This is a genomic window from Flavobacterium sp. NRK F7 (genome assembly GCF_024054195.1).
Taxonomy (GTDB): Bacteria; Bacteroidota; Bacteroidia; order Flavobacteriales; family Flavobacteriaceae; genus Flavobacterium.
Genome location: NZ_JAMXLB010000001.1, coordinates 2,980,129 through 3,000,156 on the forward strand (window position 1 = coordinate 2,980,129; position 20,028 = coordinate 3,000,156).

15 protein-coding genes and 1 pseudogene are annotated in these 20,028 nt (G+C 30.6%); 13 read left to right on the plus strand and 3 right to left on the minus strand.

What is annotated here, in order from left to right:
* Positions 1-41: 41 nt before the first annotated feature.
* Positions 42-722, minus strand: coding sequence for a hypothetical protein (locus NHF47_RS13455; RefSeq protein WP_252765418.1), 681 nt, complete (start codon positions 720-722; stop codon positions 42-44).
* Between the two features lie 141 nt (positions 723-863).
* On the opposite strand from NHF47_RS13455, the gene NHF47_RS13460 reads away from it, so the two are divergent.
* From NHF47_RS13460 to NHF47_RS13470, 3 genes are read left to right on the plus strand one after another with little or no spacing between them, the layout of a single operon-like run.
* On the plus strand, positions 864-3,230 hold the full coding sequence (locus tag NHF47_RS13460; RefSeq protein ID WP_252765419.1) for a TonB-dependent receptor: 2,367 nt from the start codon (positions 864-866) through the stop codon (positions 3,228-3,230).
* A gap of 4 nt (positions 3,231-3,234) precedes the next feature.
* Positions 3,235-4,059: a DUF4249 family protein gene (locus NHF47_RS13465; RefSeq protein ID WP_252765420.1), complete on the plus strand. Its 825-nt coding sequence runs from the start codon at positions 3,235-3,237 to the stop codon at positions 4,057-4,059.
* Positions 4,060-4,101: 42 nt separating this feature from the next.
* Positions 4,102-4,764, plus strand: a complete 663-nt coding sequence (locus NHF47_RS13470) for a thiamine diphosphokinase (protein WP_252765421.1) — start codon at positions 4,102-4,104, stop codon at positions 4,762-4,764.
* A gap of 27 nt (positions 4,765-4,791) precedes the next feature.
* Here NHF47_RS13470 and NHF47_RS13475 read toward each other — a convergent pair whose 3' ends face one another.
* Positions 4,792-5,970, minus strand: a complete 1,179-nt coding sequence (locus NHF47_RS13475) for a M28 family peptidase (RefSeq protein ID WP_252765422.1) — start codon at positions 5,968-5,970, stop codon at positions 4,792-4,794.
* Between the two features lie 78 nt (positions 5,971-6,048).
* Positions 6,049-6,630 carry a C40 family peptidase gene (locus NHF47_RS13480; protein ID WP_252765423.1) on the minus strand — a complete coding sequence of 194 codons (582 nt, stop codon included), beginning with the start codon at positions 6,628-6,630 and terminating at the stop codon, positions 6,049-6,051.
* Between the two features lie 161 nt (positions 6,631-6,791).
* Here NHF47_RS13480 and uvrB point away from each other — a divergent pair.
* From uvrB to NHF47_RS13530, 10 genes and pseudogenes are all read left to right on the plus strand, one after another.
* Positions 6,792-8,780, plus strand: a pseudogene (gene uvrB, locus NHF47_RS13485) (excinuclease ABC subunit UvrB).
* 2 nt (positions 8,781-8,782) lie between these two features.
* Positions 8,783-9,241 (plus strand): YciI family protein, encoded by a 459-nt coding sequence (locus NHF47_RS13490; RefSeq protein WP_252765424.1) that lies wholly within the window; start codon positions 8,783-8,785, stop codon positions 9,239-9,241.
* A gap of 4 nt (positions 9,242-9,245) precedes the next feature.
* Positions 9,246-9,710, plus strand: coding sequence for a DUF4375 domain-containing protein (locus tag NHF47_RS13495; protein WP_252765425.1), 465 nt, complete (start codon positions 9,246-9,248; stop codon positions 9,708-9,710).
* Between the two features lie 236 nt (positions 9,711-9,946).
* On the plus strand, positions 9,947-10,972 hold the full coding sequence (locus tag NHF47_RS13500) for a hypothetical protein (protein WP_252765426.1): 1,026 nt from the start codon (positions 9,947-9,949) through the stop codon (positions 10,970-10,972).
* An 81-nt stretch (positions 10,973-11,053) separates the two neighbouring features.
* The gene (locus NHF47_RS13505) at positions 11,054-13,810 is read left to right on the plus strand and encodes a response regulator (protein ID WP_252765427.1); all 2,757 of its coding nucleotides are present in this window, start codon (positions 11,054-11,056) and stop codon (positions 13,808-13,810) included.
* A 146-nt stretch (positions 13,811-13,956) separates the two neighbouring features.
* Positions 13,957-14,112, plus strand: a complete 156-nt coding sequence (locus NHF47_RS13510; protein ID WP_252765428.1) for a hypothetical protein — start codon at positions 13,957-13,959, stop codon at positions 14,110-14,112.
* Positions 14,113-14,116: 4 nt separating this feature from the next.
* Positions 14,117-14,605: a hypothetical protein gene (locus tag NHF47_RS13515; RefSeq protein WP_252765429.1), complete on the plus strand. Its 489-nt coding sequence runs from the start codon at positions 14,117-14,119 to the stop codon at positions 14,603-14,605.
* Between the two features lie 4 nt (positions 14,606-14,609).
* Entirely contained in the window at positions 14,610-15,353 is a 744-nt protein-coding gene (locus tag NHF47_RS13520; protein ID WP_252765430.1) for a leucine-rich repeat domain-containing protein, read from the plus strand.
* 89 nt (positions 15,354-15,442) lie between these two features.
* Positions 15,443-16,726, plus strand: a complete 1,284-nt coding sequence (locus NHF47_RS13525; protein WP_252765431.1) for a hypothetical protein — start codon at positions 15,443-15,445, stop codon at positions 16,724-16,726.
* A 133-nt stretch (positions 16,727-16,859) separates the two neighbouring features.
* Complete coding sequence (locus tag NHF47_RS13530; RefSeq protein WP_252765432.1) at positions 16,860-19,763, plus strand: response regulator; 2,904 nt, start codon at positions 16,860-16,862, stop codon at positions 19,761-19,763.
* Positions 19,764-20,028: the final 265 nt, after the last annotated feature.

Genomic DNA, 20,028 nt, shown 5'->3' on the forward strand with positions numbered 1-20,028 from the left:
TTTTTTTTATAATAAACTAAATTGTGTACTTTCTATCCTTATTACTTATTTTTTTTCTCCTCAATTGGTTTAATATATTCAATGGTAAATTTAGCAGCAACACCCGTATTCAAACTCCAATCATTATTGGTTAATAAGTTTCCATTACCATCATAAATGGCAAAATTAGCGGTATTTGGTCCAGCAAGACCTTGATTTAAAGCCAATATGTCTAAATAATTATCACCTTCTCTTAAATCCACATAGGTTGTTTTATAACTAGTATCTAGAAGTAAACTGGTAACAACCGTGATATTGTTTACTAAAATTTGGACTTTGTCTCCATCAGGGTCAGCATAGTCTCGTGTCATAATTTTTATAATAGGCGTAGAAACTTTGTACTTTCCAAAAAAAACATCTTCCCAATTTCCTTCTTTGGCTATTTCTTTATTGAGTTTATCTCTAATTTCATCTCCTGGATTGATAAATTTCTTATCATTATTTAATTCTAACACACTTTTCTTAGGTGTTGTGTTATTTAAATCAGAGTATTTTTTTAAATAATTATCATCTTTATCTAAAATACTTTTATACTGTAAAGAAGGTAATGATGAAGGTGAGGTACTAGAAGGGTTTGAATCAAAAGGATTATTAAGTTGTAAATTAAACGCTTGTTTCTTCTTATCAACTTGCGCCTGTAAGCTGAGAGAAAATAAGACACATACTATTACTAACTTTTTCATCACAAAATTCTTTTTCAACAAACGTATTATTTACAAACTAATTTAGCATGACAATTAACCATACATTAACAGATTTTATACTAAAAGTACAAAAAAAAATATTCAATTTTGTAAAACAAAAATCATACCATGGGCAAATCTATGAAATTAGTTTTACTATTTTTCTCCTTCTTCTTTTTTAATAGTGTTTCTTCACAAGAAAAATTTTCCTTAAACGGCACCGTTTCAGACATAAGTACCAATGAAACATTAATAGGTGTTACTGTAATTATTGAAGAATTAAAAACAGGAACAACAACCAACGAATATGGTTTTTATTCTATTACGCTTCCCAAAGGAAATTATACGGTTCGCTACACCTATATCGGTTTTCAAGACATCGTTGAACAAATTAACTTAACAGAAAACATTCGTAAAAATATAAGTCTTAAAGAAACGGACTATCAATTAGATGAAATTATAGTTTCGGAAAACATTGAAAAACCGAATATAGAAAAACCAGAAATGAGTGTGAACAAAATTTCGGTAAATACAATTAAAAAACTACCCGTAGTACTTGGGGAAACCGATATCTTAAAATCCATTTTAACATTACCAGGTGTAACCAATGCTGGTGAAGGACAATCGGGTTTTAATGTGAGAGGTGGTGCTGCCGATCAAAATCTAATTTTATTAGATGAAGCTACAATTTATAATTCGTCACACTTATTTGGTTTCTTTTCTGTTTTTAATGCCGATGCGATAAAAGATTTAAAATTATATAAAGGCGGAGTTCCTGCTCGATTTGGTGGACGAGTGGCTTCCGTTTTAGATATCTATCAAAAAGATGGTAACAGTACTGGTTTTCATGTTAATGGTGGAATTGGGCTTATCTCCAGTAGAATCTTAGCGGAAGGTCCCATTGTAAAAGATAAAGGTTCGTTTTTAGTAGCAGGCAGAAGTTCATATGCACATTTATTCTTAAAACTAACGGATAATGAGAATTCTGCTTATTTCTATGATTTGAATACGAAATTAAGTTACAAACTAAACGATAATAATAATTTATACCTATCTGGTTATTTTGGAAGAGACGTTTTTAGTCTAAACAAAAGCTTTGTAAACACCTATGGTAACTCGGTGTTAAATTTACGTTGGAACCACTTATATAACGATAAATTATTTTCAAATCTATCTCTTATATATAGTGATTATTATTACGGATTAACTCTAGATTTTGTAGGATTTAATTGGGATAGTGGCATTAAAAATTACAATATAAAATATGATTTCAAACATTATTTAAACGATAAGACAAAAATGACGTATGGTTTAAATGCAGTATATTATGATTTCAATCCAGGCAAAATTGAACCCAATAATGACGAATCTTCTATAAATCCAGATCAATTAGATAAAAAATATGCCTTTGAACCTGCTTTTTATATCGATGCTGAACAAAAGCTTTCAGAAAAATTTTCTATTAATTATGGCTTGAGATATAGTCTTTTCTATCGTTTAGGCTCACAAGAAATAAATGTATACGCAAATAATGAAGCAGTTTCCTATGATAATGAGTTAAAAATATATGAAAAAGCAACTCCAATAGGCACTAAAAAATATGGCACTAATGAAGTGATTGCCAATTTTAGCAATTTAGAACCTCGTTTTTCTATGGCTTACATTATTAACAAAGAGCAATCGGTTAAGGCCAGTTATAATCGAATGACACAGTATTTACATCTTATTTCCAATACACAATCTCCTACTCCTCTAGATGTTTGGGCTCCAAGTGATGCTTTTTTAAAACCTCAAATTTTGGATCAATTTGCCATTGGTTACCAAAAAAACACAAAAAACGGCAAATACTCTTTTGAAGTTGAATCCTTCTATAAATATGTAAAAAATCGTTTAGACTATATTGATGGAGCTGATTTAATAGCTAATAATGCGATTGAACAAGTGGTTTTAGCGGGAAAATCAAGAGCATACGGTTTGGAAATTTTAGCTCGAAAAAATGAAGGTAAGTTAAACGGATGGATTTCTTACACCCTTTCAAGATCGGAGCAAAAAACGCAAGGACGCACTGCTGAAGAAACGGGAATCAATAATGGAAATTGGTACAAGACTGGTTGGGACAAAACGCACAATTTATCTGTTACGGGTGTATATGAATTAAATGAAAAATGGAGTTTTGGAAGCATTTTTTCTTTACAAACTGGACAACCTGTAACCTATCCTAACGGACAATATATATATCAAGGAATTTCAGTACCTAGTTATGGCGCAAGAAATGCGAATAATCTACCTGCTTATCATCGCTTAGATATTTCTGCAACCTTAACGCCTAGAAATAATGCGAATAAAAAATGGAAAGGAGAATGGGTATTTGGTATTTACAATGTATATAGCAGAAAAAATGCCGCCTCCATTAGTTTTAGACAAAATGCAGATTCAGGAAATAATGAAGCGGTTCGCTTATCTATATTCGGGATTGTACCGAGTGTAACATATAATTTTAAATTTTAAAAACATGGTACGAATTATTCTAAAATTATCACTTCTACTTATAACTTTAGTATCGATGCTTTCTTGTGAAGATGTAGTTGATATTGATTTAGATACGGCAGCACCAAAATTAGTAATTGATGCCTCAATTAAATGGCAAAAAGGAACTGCAGGAAACGAACAAATCATTCGATTGTCCACTACTGGGGATTTTTACCAAAATGGAACTCCAATAGCTTCAGGTGCCACTGTTTTTATAACCCAGGGTAGTGAAACCTATACTTTTGTTGAAAATATAGGGACAAATACTTATACCTGCTCTAATTTCAATCCTATTTTAAATGAAACCTATACGCTAACTGTAATTTATAAGGGTGAAACCTATATTGGTACAGAAACTTTATATCCAACACCAGATATTGACAATATTGAACAAACCGTTACTACAGGTTTTGGAGGAGAAGAAAACACACAAGTAAAATTCTTTTTTCAAGATGATGGATCACAAGATAATTTCTATCTAATTGGTTTTAAAAATAGTCTCGTTGCCTTTCCAGAATATGGTGTTGTAGATGACGAATTTTTTCAAGGAAATCAAATGTTTGGACTTTATATAGACGAATTAGAAACCAATGATCAATTGCTTTTATCACTACAAGGTGTATCCTCAAGATATGCCAATTATATGGATAAATTATTAAATATTGCAGGTACAGACGGAGGTAATCCCTTTACTACAGCTCCAGCAACTTTAAGAGGAAATATGGTCAATCAAACCAATCCAAATAATTTCCCGTATGGCTATTTTAGTTTAGGTGAAGTAGATATAGAAAATTATACCATTCAATAAAAGATCATTTCTTATATTCGTACTTTAATATAAACCCATTTTATGTCCTCACACCATATTGTTAGAGATGATCAAGAACCTGCATTAATCATTGCAAATGGTGCTTCTTGTAGTGAAGAATTGTTAGGACAATTACTAGAATGGTCTCCTTTGGTAATTGTATTAGATTCAGCCATTGATCGTGTATTGGAATTAGGGATAAAAGTAGATATTCTATTAGGTGATTTCGATCGTGATTTTAATGCTGAATATTATAAAGAAAGTCAATATCCTATTGAAATTATTCACACGCCCAATCAAGACAAAACTGATTTGGAAAAAGCATTTGATTATTTAATTGAACGAGGTATTCCAGCTGTTAATGTAGTTTGGGCAACCGGAAAAAGAGCGGATCATACCATTACGAATGTTACAAATATTGTGCGCTTTAGAAATACATTAAAAATTGTAATTTTAGACGACCATTCCAAAATTTTCTTACTTCCAAATAAGTTCGAAAAGTGGTACCCAAAAAACACACCACTATCATTAATTCCTATAGGTGAAGTTTCTGGAATTTCATCTAAAAATTTATTTTATCCCTTACAAAATGACACTTTAACGATTGGATACCGAACGGGAAGTAGCAATCATGTTAGCGAAGATGGTATTGTAATCATAGAACATCTAAAAGGAGATTTATTATTAATGGAATGTTGGGATTAAAACTTTTAGAAATAATCCCAAAAATCATTACTCAATAATTATTTTCTTTCTTATTGTTGCTCCTTCAAAAGATAATTGCACCAAATAAATACCTCTGTTTAAATGACTTATATTTATATTTACAAGTTGTTTAGGCGACTGAATCAAATTATTAAAAACTTTTTTTCCATATACATCCAAAATTTCAATTTCATATTCCTTTGCAGGTAATATCCCAAAATCAATATATAAATTATCTTTTACAGGATTTGGAAAAAAACGAATAGAAGCAATATTAGTAAAAGCAGTCTCATCTAAGGTTGTTGCTGCAACTGCAAAATGCATCATAGCTCCTGTAGCAGCTTTGGCAACATTATAATTATATACAGGATCCATATTGATTAACAAATCGGTAGCAGAATGTTTATGAGAAGTTTCATTCGTTTCAAAAAAACCAGTAATCACTTCATTATTATCTTCAAAAGGCATATAATCTGATGCATATGCATAGGATAAATAAGTATTTAAAGGAGAATATAATCCTACACATGTTATCAATTCGTTAGTAATGGTATTTGATGCTGCATTATTGGTGGTTGGCGTACCTGTATCTCTTTCACAAGTAATGGTATTATTCGTCATTCCTGCCACTCCTCCTACTTCATCTAAATTAAAAACCAATTTGATATCTAATTTAGGATTGGTTGCATTAACAACAGCATTTACATAATGTTGACTACCTACTAATCCATCTTCTTCTCCACTAAAATTGATAAATTTGATGGAATATTCTGTTGGTATATTTTGAAGTAATCGAGCTACTTCCAATATAGTCGCAATACCACTTCCATTATCATTTGTTCCAGTACCAACAATAGAATCGTAATGACCACAAATAATAACAAAAGTATTCGGATAAAGAGTTCCTACTTTTGTCACAACAAGATTTTTACACGTATAACCTCCATTAATAAAGGTATCTTCCTGAAATTGTGCATTTGTATAGCCAAATCCTAAGTATTTATTTCGTAACCAATTGTAAGTGTCTTCCAACGGTTGCGTTCCTCTTCTTTTCACTCCTAAATTCTCAAATTCGGTTAAATAAGTCGTAATATTAGTTTGAGAAACTTGATTGGAAACATCAGCATAATATTGAATATAAGACTGTGATGAGGCCATACTAGCAAGAAAGAATCCTGCTATTAAAAAGATAGATTTAATTTTCATGTTTTGTTTATGTTTGTAAAAACAATAATACTAAAATAGTAGAAATTATACAATGAAAAATACATTTACAACGTATTTCTATGGATTAATAACATCTACCGCTTGATAAAATCGTTTGGTATAATGAGAAGAATTTAATTCACTAATGGTCACTTTCATTGCCTTTCCTGAAGAAGCATGAATAAATTTAGAATTTTTTCCATTTGCTTCACACACGATACCTACATGACCAATTGAAGTACTATCTTGATATCCTGTAAAAACCAAAACATCACCTAAAGCAATGTCTTCGATTGAAATTGGTTTTCCAAAATCTTTAAAACCACTTGAACTTCTGGGTACTTGAATGTCAAAATTTTTAAAAACATAATTCACAAACCCAGAACAATCAAAACCTTTTTTGGGATCTTGGGAAGAATATACATAAGGTACATCTATAAAGGTTTTGGCAAAATTAACCAAAGCTTCTCGACTGGTTTCCTGACTAAGTTCCTCTTCTATAGTTTCCTCTTTGGGAGATACTATTTTCGTTTTATCCTCTTCAATTACAAAAGTTACTGTTTTTGGTTTTGATTCCTCTACCCAATCTTTTTCCTTATTTTCAAAACATTGAAAACTCAACAAAATAGAGGCTATTACGACTAAAAAATTCAATTTCATGGCATTCATTTTTGGATACAATCAAAAATAACGATTTCAAATTTGAATTTTGTTAAAATAAAATAAAAGCATACAATTCATTATCTTTGTTATTAAGATTGTATATAAAAATATTTTTAATTACACTATTTTAGAAAACACCACTGCAAAAAAAAACATACATGAAATTTGAAGTCGTATCGGATTATCAACCAACCGGAGATCAACCACAAGCCATTGAAAAATTAGCAAAAGGAATTATCAGTGGAGAAAAATATCAAACCCTTTTAGGAGTTACCGGTTCGGGAAAAACGTTTACGGTAGCCAATGTCGTTCAAGAAGTACAAAAACCTACCTTAGTTTTGGCACATAATAAAACATTGGCCGCCCAATTGTACTCTGAATTCAAACAGTTTTTTCCAAATAATTCCGTCCAATACTTTGTTTCTTACTACGACTATTATCAGCCTGAAGCTTTTATTCCAGTAACAGGAACCTATATAGAAAAGGATTTGTCTATTAATGAGGAGTTAGAAAAGCTGCGTTTAAGTACTACTTCTGCCCTACTTTCAGGCCGAAGAGACATTATTGTTATTTCATCCGTTTCTTGTTTGTATGGTATAGGTAACCCTGTGGAATTTCAAAAAAATGTAGTTAGTATTGAAAGGGATCAAGTGATTTCTCGTACCAAATTTTTACATCGTTTAGTACAAAGTTTATATGCGCGTACCGAAGGAGAATTTACTCCAGGAACTTTTCGTATTAAAGGAGATATCGTAGAAGTTTTTCCAAGCTACGCAGACGAACCTTTTCGCATTCATTTTTTTGGAGATGAAATTGAAGAAATTGAATCCTTTGATGCACGTTCGGCTCAGGTGATTGAAAAATATCAAAAACTGAATATTTATCCTGCAAATATGTTTGTAACTTCTCCAGATGTTTTGCAAAAAGCGATTTGGGAGATTCAACAAGACTTAGTAAAACAAGTCGATTATTTTAAAGAAATTGGTAAACACCTTGAAGCCAAACGCTTAGAAGAACGTACTAATTTTGATTTGGAAATGATTCGAGAATTAGGCTATTGTTCTGGAATTGAAAATTATTCCAGATATCTAGATGGTCGTGAAGCAGGCACAAGACCATTCTGTTTGCTCGATTACTTTCCAGATGATTATTTAATGGTGGTCGATGAAAGTCACGTTACTATTTCTCAAGTTCATGCCATGTATGGTGGTGATCGAAGTAGAAAAGAGAATTTAGTCGAATATGGTTTTAGATTACCCGCAGCAATGGATAATCGTCCCTTAAAATTTGAAGAGTTTGAAGCGCTTCAAAATCAAGTGGTATATGTTTCTGCAACTCCAGCCGATTATGAATTAGAAAAATCAGAAGGAATTTATGTGGAGCAAATTATTCGCCCAACGTGATTATTGGATCCCATCATTGAAATTCGCCCCAGCGCTAATCAAATTGATGATTTAATTGAAGAAATTCAAGTTCGCTGTGAAATTGACGAACGTGTTTTAGTGACTACTTTAACCAAAAGAATGGCAGAAGAATTAACAAAATACTTAACTAAAGTAGCTATTCGATGTCGTTACATTCATTCAGATGTAGACACTCTAGAACGTGTCGAAATTATGCAAGATTTGCGTAAAGGTTTGTTTGATGTATTAATTGGAGTTAATCTATTAAGAGAAGGTTTGGATTTGCCAGAAGTTTCATTAGTTGCCATTTTAGATGCTGACAAAGAAGGCTTTTTAAGAAGCCATCGTTCGTTAACTCAAACTGTAGGTAGAGCGGCTCGTAATGTGAATGGAAAAGCAATCATGTATGCCGATAAAATAACACAAAGCATGAAAAAAACAATTGATGAAACCAATTACAGAAGAGAAAAGCAGATGAATTATAATAAAGAGCATAATTTGGTTCCAAAAGCGCTAAATAAAAGTTTAGGTAATGCGCTTAGTGGCAATTCCATTTCTACTCATTATTATGAAAATTTAGAATATAAAGCGGCTGAATCAGAAAGCGAATACTTATCTAAACCTGAAATTGAAAAGAAAATTCGCGAAAAAAGAAAAGCAATGGAGAAAGCAGCCAAAGAACTTGATTTTATGCAAGCTGCTAAACTAAGAGATGAAATAAAAGTATTACAAGAAAAAATATAAGTATGCTATACAAAAAACTGTTTTTCATTTTTTTATTTTTAGTTTTCTTTACGAATGCACAAACAACAAATCCAAATTATGATGCTACATTAGCTGAGAAATTAAAAGCCGATGAGTATGGCATGAAATCCTATGTGTTTGTTGTTCTAAAAACCGGAAGCAATAGCACTACAGACAAAGATTTTATTGCTTCTTGTTTCAAAAGTCATATGGATAACATACGTCAAATGGTAAAAGATAAAAAATTAATCGTCGCTGGTCCTATGAATAAAAACGAGGCAAGCATAAGAGGTATCTTTATTTTAGATGTAGCCACTTTTGACGAAGCCAATACGCTACTTCAAAATGACAAAGCAATAAAAGAGCAACTATTTACAGTCGAACTTTATAATTGGTATGGCTCAGCAGCTTTATCTGAATACATTGAAATTTCGGACAAAATTTGGAAAATTAAACCTTAAAATAATGAAAACACAAGAAATTCTTCAGTTAAACGATGAAATAGAAATCATTGAAGCTATTGGAAGTATCATTTGGAACAAAAAAGACGAAGACGAAACTCTGACTGAGGGAGAAACGAATTTTGTCTTGATCGACATTTTTGAAGGCGCTATGAATGAAGGTGGTTTTTCATTCTTTTTTAGCAAAGAAGCTGGTGATTATGCGAAAGAAATAATGACTGCTTATCAAAAAATTGGTGCTCCTAAAACAGCACTGTTAATTTCTAAAGCTATCGGTTTGTTTGGGATGAATAAATATCACGAAGTTACTGAACCTAGAGTAAAAAGTATGGCCAAACTGGATGAAAAAGTATTTTCAGGTTGGGAAGATTTAGATGAACTTTTCTTCAATGAAGAACAAGAAGAAGATGTAGTGGCACTAATTATAAATTACATTAGAAGTAATCCAAACCAATTTAATTATCAATAAAATTTGTTAATAAAATCTTAAAATAAAGAAAAATTGCTAACTCATAAGTAAAATATTTTTCTACTTTTGCTTCTATAATTTCATAACTCATACACAATTCCCATTTAAATTAGGAATTCACTCCCTTTAAATCAAGCAAATAGGCAAAAAGCTTACGGGAATTGTGTTTTTTTTACCTTTAAATTTTTTATTTCCAAAATCTATTTCTTTCTTTATGACTCTTTTATTTACATGTAATGTCAAATTCAATTTCAACACTACAAGAAATAGGTCGCATTTTTCAAAAAGAAGAAAATAATTTTGCAGAACTATCGAATACCATATCCATTTTTAAAAATTTAGTTAATGAACTTTCAACTTTAGATTTAGAAAATGAAACGGCTCGAAAAAGTCTTTTTCTTACTAATGGAAAAGCTTTAGGTACTACTTGGGCAGCTTTATGTTTAGATGATGTTTTACGAACAAAGATGTTTATTAAGGGGGTTTTTAAAGCTATTGAACAATTACGAAAGAAAAGTACAAAACCCATTCACATTTTGTATGCTGGAACGGGACCTTATGCTACCTTATTATTACCCATTTTTGCCTCTTTTACTACTGAGGAAGTTCAGGCTACTGTAATTGAAATTAATACGGAAAGTTTTGAAAACATGAAACGTCTCATCAATAAATTAGGATTTGACCAATATATTCTAAGCTATGAAAATGAAGACGCGACTACTATTCGCCTAAAAAATCCAGAAACAATTGATATTGTTTTGAGTGAAACCTTACAATGTGGTTTAATCAAAGAGCAACAAATTCCTATAACTTTTAACTTATTACAACAAGTTCCAGAAAATACTATTTTAATTCCTCAAAGTTTAGCTTTAGACATTTGTTTACTTAATTATGCAGGTTTAAAAAACAGAACTGAAAATACTCCTGAAGAATCGTTCTGTTCTGTTTTGGAACGTGTAATTGAAATTACCAATAAGGCTGCTACACAATTTCAATTAGACTTAAATACTTCAGCAACTCAAATACTAGCGCAAAAACAAATTATGCTACCCATGGATAAAATGTCTTTATATGATAATGTAGCATTATTAACAAGAATTACCGTTTTTGAAAATGAAAAAATAGCCATCAATGAAAGTGGTTTAACGATTCCAATATTACTTAAAAAAGAAATTGATTTAAAAACAACACAAAAATTTACTATTCAATATAAAATAGATAAACAACCCGGTTATATCATTCTAAAAGATGAAATAATGTAACCTTCATTTTGTTACATAAGAATACGTTAAAGAAAAAAAATCAAAGTAAAATTGTTTAACTTTACGTTAAGCATTGGCAACATGAAATTGAAATATTTCTTTTTTTTATTTTCTGTAGGGATACATTTGGCTTTTACCCAAAAAACAAATGACAATTTGCCTATATTTTGGTTTACCAAAGCGCAAGAATTAGTAAATCATGAAACAAAATTGGATAGTGCTTACTACTACGGAACAAAAAGTTGGAAAGCCTTCGAATCTCAAAAAAAGGATTCTTTATCATTTCTAGCTACGAAACTATTGGTTCAAATAACTTCAAAAATACATCAAAACGAGAACGCTTATTACCTAAAGGTTATTCAAGAAAAAGCTAAAAAAACATCCAATAAGAAAATAGTAAGCAAGGTCTTCATGGAACTAGGAACCTATTACTATAATATTCAAAATGATGATTTAGCGATGCAATTTCGCTTAAAAGCAGATGAAATTAATACGGCTTACCAAATTAAAAATCGAACAGTGGTTTCTAATTTAACGGGAATCGCTCAATTATTAATTTTCTCAAAAAAAATATCTAATTCTAGAAATTTTGACAGAGCAGAAAAGTATGTTGTAAAAGCGTTACAAATAGCAGAAGAAATACAAAATGATACCGCAATAGGTGCCGTATATGAAAAATATGCGCATTTGCAAGCGATTAAACAAGAGTATGATCAAGCAAAAAAATATCTTTTTAAAGGTTTAAAAGCGTCTCAAAATGTAAAAGATACGCTTCGAGAATCGAGTATTTATTTGAGTTTGGCAAGAATTCAAGAAGCCAAAAAACAAAAAGATTCCGCTTTATTTTACTATCAAAAAAGGATAGCAATACTTAGAACATCCACACAAAAAAAAGAATTGGCATTTGCATACCTAAATATGGGGGAATTTCTTTTAGAAGAAGAGCGATTTCCAGAAGCAGTAGCTGTCTTAGAAAGGGCTCGAAATATCTTCAATGAAAAGGTGGATCAAAGAAACGAATTAGAAATCAAAACCTTAAAAACTTTAGCTAAAGCTTATTCGAAAAACAATCAACCCGTTCAAGCATATGCAACTTTATCTTTAGCTACCAAAAAAAATGATAGCACCATAATTGCACTGAATGATGCACAAGTATTAGAATTAGAAACGAAATATCAAACTGATAAAAAAGAACAAGCAATTAAACTTTTAGCTACCGAAAACAGATTAGAAAAAAACAAACTATATGCAGTAGGAAGTTTGATGTTGTTAGTGCTAATTTCAACATTATTTATAGGATATCATTATAAGAACAAAATTAAAACTGCTCAAAAAATTCAAGAACTTAACGAATTAAAATCGCGTTTTTTTACCAATATTTCTCATGAATTCAGAACGCCTTTAACACTTATAAAAAGTCCTTTGCAAAGTCTTCAAAATGAAATCAAAAAGAAAGATCAATTGGATAAATTAGAATTAATTGATCAAAATTCGAATCGAATGCTAGAATTAATCAATCAATTATTAGCGCTTTCAAAAATTGATTCTGGCAACCTTAAGTTACTTTTCAAAAAAGAAATTGTTATTGATTTCCTCCAAAATGTAATTGCACCCTTTCGCTTTGAAGCTAATGAAAAAAAGAAAAATTTTGAAGTCATTTTTACTGAAGACAGCAATTCTTATTATTTTGATAAGGATGTGTTAGAAAAAATAGTAAGTAATTTGTTGTCAAATGCTTTCAAATATACCTCAGAAAAAAATACTATAACTTTTGAAGCAATAATTAGTAATGAAATTCTAACACTAATTGTTTCCAATACAGGAACCCAAATTAAGCAAGAAGAATTGCCTCAATTATTTGAACGGTTTTATCAAAAAAAAGAAACTAATGTGGGTTTTGGTCTCGGTTTAACCTTGGTAAAAGAACTAGTCGATTTATATAAAGGTACAATACAAGTTCAGGTTCTCAAAGATACTTTAACATTCCAAGTTACCTTACCCTTACAGAAAGAACATGACAACGCTATTCTTATTGAAGAAAAAGAAATGTCACTACATCTTCACGAAAACACAACTGGATCGAATGTACCTTTACTTTTAATCGTAGAAGATAATGCAGACATTCGAAAATTACTGATTTCCGTTTTACAAGATTCTTATTCCATTTTAGAAGCAAAAGATGGAATTGAAGGTTTAGAAATTGCACAAAAAGAGATTCCAGATTGTATTATTTCTGATATTATGATGCCTAAATTAAGTGGTTATGAATTGACTCAAAAAATTAAATCAGATGAATTAACTTCATTTATACCTGTCATCTTACTCACTGCTGATGCCTCAGAAAAATCACAACTACAAGGTGTAAAAAGTGCTGCAGATGCTTTTTTAACAAAACCTTTTCACAATGAAATTTTAAGAGAGACAATAAGTCAAATCCTACTAGAACGCAAAAAGTTACAAGAACGTTACCGTCAAGAATTAATTCTAAAACCTACAGAAATTGTAATGGATTCGTACGATGAGAAATTCATTGCTCGTTTGGAAATAATTTTAGATAATAATCTATCCAATCCTGATTTTACAACTGAAGATTTTGCCAATGAAGCCAACATCAGCCGCATGCAATTACACCGAAAATTAAAATCTTTGTTTGGTGTTTCCGCAACAGAATTTATTCGAAATGAGCGCTTAAAACTAGCTTATGAATTGCTACAAAAACCTAACGTAACGGTTTCTGAAGTAGCGTATGCTGTAGGTTTTAATGAAATCACTTATTTTTCAAAATGTTTTAAAGACTATTTTTCAGTTCCACCTTCTTCTATTCAAAAACAGCCTTAATTCTTGTTTTAAAAATTTTAAATAAAGTTTGAATTTCTTTTAAACAAAGGAGTAAGAATACTATGTTACATCTATTCATGCTTTTGTTACATCTGTTCATTCATAAGTTTAGTATTGGGTTTACCTTTGATTGAAATCAATTAGCAATGTCGAAGAAGAGAAAATATTATTTTGAAGGACATTTAGAAAATCTTCCTTCTCAAAAGATTTATCTCAACATCAATTATCTTGAAAAAGGCAGGTACGAATTGCAAATTATTTACAAAAATAAAATCGTAAAAAAAACAACTTTTAAAAAATGAAACTATGAAAAAAATGAAAACCATATTGCTAAGTATGTGTTACTTAGCAATAGCTTGTAATTCAGATGATGACACAACAACTACTTCAATTGTAGATTTAAAAGCAGATGATATTACCTATGAAATGGTCTCACAAACCTCTGCCACAACTGGAGAAGTGAGAATTAGAGGGCATATAAAAAATATAGGGAATGCCAATTTCAATTCTTCCTTAGGGCAACAAGTGGCTTATCTAATTGAACGTCCTTTAGGCACTACAAATGAAACTACCATGGCAACTGCTAACTTACCAACTGTGATAAATGTAGACGGAGAAATTACGTTTAGCTATACTCGAAATTGGGACACTACTATCGAATTTCAAAATGACATTATACTAAGAATTAATTATGATCCCGATATTTTTATAGATGGTAATATCAATAATGATGATGCCAACATGAATAATAATACTTTGATAGTAGCAGGAAATACCATTAACTCTTTATTTTAAAAGTATGAAAAATATAGTAACTCGTTTCGCAATAGTAGTAGTTTTTATAATTACAATTTGTTGTAATAATGATGATGAAAGTCCGCAACCAGTAACCTTATCTCAAAGAGAAACATTACTTGCCATTTATAATGCAAACCCTGGAAACACCTTAGGTTGGGATACTACTGCAACAGAAATAACTTCCTGGGAACATGTAGGTGTAAACAGTGAAGGAAATGTAACCAGTCTAAACCTAATAGACAAAGGATTAACAACGATACCTTCTGCGATTGAATTTCTAACAGAACTTACTTATTTAGAACTGAGAAATAATGCTATCGAACAACTTCCTACAGAAATTGGCAATTTAAAAAAAGTCACTTATTTAGGATTAAACAACAATCATTTTACAAGTTTACCCACTACCCTTTCTCAGATGGAAAGTTTAGATCGCTTATTTATATATAATAATAGTTTAACCACTGTTCCTAATGAAATAGGGCAAGTAAGCACCTTAACGCGATTGGATTTTGGTGCGAATACAATTACCACAATTCCTTCTAGTATAGGACAATTAACACAATTAGATTATCTCAGTTTCTATTCTAATTCGTTAACCCAAGTTCCTTCGCAATTGAGTAATCTAACCCATTTAACAACTTTAGATGTTTCCGATAATTTTATCACTAGTATTCCACAAAGTGTTTGTGATTTAGAAACAACAGGAACCACCATCATAAAAGATGCAACAACTACTTGTAATTAACTCTAAAATGACATAAAAAATGGATTGTATTTTTAATTTACTTATTTTTATTTACCAATAAACCGTTCATTTAAAAAAACATATACGTTATGAAAAGACTTTTCTTATGTTGTTTTTGTTTAGGTTTGAGTTATATTCAAGCCCAAAACAATCTGTTTTTTAATCCCGAAGAAGAAGCAGTAAAAGATACAGTACATACTCCTTCTGGAAATCTTCCTGTTATTTTTTCTGATTTTAATCCGAACGAAAGAATTACATTCGATAAAAAAATTACTTTTTCATTTAATTCCAATTCGGGAACCTCATATACAACCTCTTTTTTACTGAATACAAATAAAGGTTACATGGGCATGGACAAAGAAATGATGGAAGCCATGATTGGCATCGAATTGCCACACAACGAAAATGTAAAAGTTTATTATAGATTAACCCATACTAATGGAAAGACCTATTATTATATTGAGTTGAATGGTGTAAAACAAGTGGTGAATAGATTACCCATGAATGAAATTACGGTAGATCAAACCAATATGTCTGTTGCAAAATTTAATCGGAACTTCTCTCCTACTGGAAACAACTTAAATGTAAGCAGTCAGAATTATAATTCGCAAGAATATCACAATGTTTCTGATGCAACAGGTCATGAAAATTTTGTGTATTTGTCGAATCAAAACGAAACCCAACTCAACCCTAATTCCAATCCTAAAACAGCAGGTTTTTTAGGTCTAGGCTATATTTACAATGATAACAAAACCCAATTGGTTACACGCATTGAAAATGAAAAGGGTTCGGCAGAAATAGAAAATATTGAAAATGTTTCCATTCGCTTTGATGGAAGTAATTATCGCAAAAGAGAAAATATCGTAGCAGAGGACCACGAGCGGGTTACCAATGTAAAAGAAGACTATTTAGCGAAAAAACAAGAAAATATTAATAGAGCTACCCATTCAGAACGAACAATTGCCAATAAAGAACAAGAAATTTTAAACACAGAATCGGTAATGGAATCCAAACGCAAAAGAGCCATGAATAAATACATTGAAGATGGTGCTCCAGCGGAACAAAATAGTCGCTATGCTTTAGAAGGTTTTGATCCCAAAGATGACATTGAAGTTAAAAAATTAGAATGCGAAAAAAGAATTCTTATCATTGAGAAAAAATTAGATCGAATGACGAATAGAAATCCTGATTTCAATAAACTTCAAGATGAAAAAGCTTGTTTGGAGACCAAAATAATAGATTATAAAAACGCACAAGAAGAAATGGATCAAATCCAAGAACGCAATACAAATGATTCCCACAAAGCCAATGTAGAAAAAATGAACTACTATATTTCTAATGTCATTCCAAATATTGTAGCCAAACGTTGTTAAGTAGGTTAAAAAAAAGTGCTTTCACATTAAAACCTGATTGTCAGAAAATTAAAAATTTGTAACTTTAACTTGTTACAGTAATCCATGCATCAAATTTTTTTTTTTGTATACTTGTCATTCACAAACAATCAGCATGAAAAAAATAGTATTTTTTTTAACTCTTATTATTAGTTTTAAAACAATTGCGCAAGGAGGATCGCAAATAGATTCTATTAGACAAAGAATTATTGGTTCGCAATCCGATTCTTTAAAAGCGATTGAATATTTAGAAATTGCAAATCGTCACAAACAAAAAGATTCTGTCTTTAAAAATTTATCATTAAGTCTCGATTTTGCTAGAAAAGCAAAGATTCCAAAATACATTTCAAACTCAAGAGTTAACCTTTCCAATTGGTATAACAATTATGTCTCTAGACAAGCTTCTGTAAACGAACATTTAGGTGCAATTGCCGAATTGGAAAAATTTGATTTTAAATCTGGTATTGCCAATCATTATATTCGATTAGGCTATCGATATAATTCCACGAATCAAGACTCAGCCAATTTATTTATCAATAAAGGAGTGGTTTTAGCAAAACAAGCAAAAGATGACAATGTAATTCTTACAGGCTTGTTAGCATTAGGAAATAGAGCCTTTTACAACTTAGACTTTGAGAAAGCTTTAGCCCTTTATATTGAAGGTGAAGAAATTTGTAGAAAAAATGAAAAACTAACCAATTCCATCAAACATGCTAGCTTTTTAGAATATATAGGTTATGTGATGCAACGTACAAAACAGCATCAAAAAGCCATCTATTATTTTAAAGAAAGTATGAAAATTTATGAAAAAAATGCTAATGCCAAGCATATTGCCAACATGCAAACCAATATAGCTGAAGAATATTTTGAAAAAAAAGAATACGAAAAAGTAATCCCTTTTTTAAACAAAACCATTCAATATAATAATACCTATAATGTACAAAAGAATGTCAATTTAGGTGCTTATTTAAAAAGAGCTTATTGCTATGGGAAAATAGGAAAAACAGAACAAGCAGAGAAAGATTATTTAAAAGCAATCAGTTTAGCAAAACTGGATCAAAATAGCCATCATTTAACAAATGCTTATATCAGTTTGGGAGATTTTTATAGACAGGAAAAAAAATATGCTCTTTCTGAAGAAAATTATTTACTCGCTGAAACGGAAGCCAAAAAAAGAAAAGATACCGAATCTTTAGAAAAAATATACAAAGGATTGGCAAATATTAAAGGAGCAGAAAAAGAATTTGAAACTGCACTTTCTTATGCTGCTAAGGCTTCACAAGAGTCGGAAAAACAAAGTGAATTGAGCCTAAATGAAAAAATTGTGTCTTTGGAAAAAAAATACGAATCTGAAAAAAAAGAACAAGAAATTGCTTTACTAACTACTAAACATCAAGTAGCAGAAAAACAAAAATATATTTATATCGTCATTTCTTTACTACTTTTAGCAACTGGATTCTTTCTGTTTTTTGGTTACAAAAACAAAATTAGAACGGCTCAAAAACTAGAAGAATTAAACACCTTAAAATCTCGCTTTTTTGCCAATATTTCGCACGAATTTAGAACACCACTTACCCTTATTAAAAGTCCGGTGCAACAACTTCAAAAAGACGCTACAACCGAGCAAGAAAAACAACTTCAATTAATTGACAGGAATGCGAATAGAATGCTGGAATTAGTAGATCAGTTATTAGCACTTTCCAAAATAGACAGCGGTCAATTACAATTGATTCTAAAAGAAGGAAATCTGAATGATTTTCTACATAGTATTGCTGACCCTTTTATCTATTTAGCGCAAGAATCAAATAAAAAACTAGAACTTGATTTCGATATTCCTAACGAAAATTATCCCTTTGATAAAGATATATTAGAAAAAATTACAACAAATTTACTTCATAACGCCATCAAATACAGTGATGAAGCGTCAATCGTCAATGGACAACTCTCAGTTGATAACCAAACTCTTAAAGTAAGTATTCGTAATTATAATTCGTCTCTTACAAAAACCGATTTACAAAAACTTTTCGAACGTTTTTACCAAAAAAACACCAATCAAACTGGTGCTGGAATTGGATTAGCACTAGTAAAAGAACTCATTACTTTATATGAAGGCACTATTCATACAAATTTAGAAAATGGTATTTTGACAATTACTTTCGAAATTCCATTACACACCAATCTTAAAAATGCCGTTGTCAGTTATGCCAATACTAATGAACCTGTAAGTGATGCATCATTTTCGTCAGACACTAATGAATATAGTGATGAACTTCCAATCCTCTTAATCACTGATGATAACGCTTCGATAAGAAATGTTTTAAAAGATATTTTTAAAGAAGAATTTAAAATTTATGAAGCTGAAAACGGAGAAGAAGCATTAAAAATAGCTGAAAAAGAAATTCCAGATTGTATTATTTCAGATATTATGATGCCAAAAATAGACGGATTAGAATTTACCAAGCAAATTAAAACAAATGAATTAACTTCTTTTATTCCAGTCATTTTACTAACTGCGAAAACGACTCCAGAAACAAAATTAGAAGCGATAAAAAATCAAGCAGATGGTTATTTAACTAAGCCTTTTCAACATGATTTGTTAAAAGAATTGGTATACCAACAAATTAACGAAAGAAAAAAACTACAAAAAAGATACAGTCAGGAATTGATTTTAAAACCCACCGAAATTGTTATCGATTCTGTAGACGAAAAATTCATCTCTCGAATAGAAGAAGTAATTCATGCTGAAATAACCAATCAAGATTTTAATACAGAAGCCTTTGCCGAAAAAATGCATGTGAGTCGTATGCAATTGCATCGAAAATTAAAATCATTATTTGGAGTGACCACTACAGAATTTATTCGAAATGAACGTTTAAAAATAGCAGTAGAATTATTAAAAAACGAAAAACTTTCTATTTCAGAAATTGCCTACTCCGTTGGTTTTAACGATGTCTATTATTTCTCCAAATGCTTTAAAGATTTGTATCAAAAAGCCCCTTCCGAATATTATAAAAGATAAAAAAAACCATCTATAAAACCCCCGTAAAGCCTCATTTTAGAGGCTTTTTTATTTGTTACAATGTTACAAAAGCCTGTTACATTATCACAAAACAACTTTTGAATTACGCTGTACTTTTGGAAAACAAACTGAGACAAAAATGGCTGATAAAAAGAAATATAATTACGAAGGTAAATTGCAAAAAATACCTTCTCAAAAAATTCTAATAAACATTAACCATCTCGAAAAAGGAGAATACGAATTAAATATTATTCACAAAAACAAA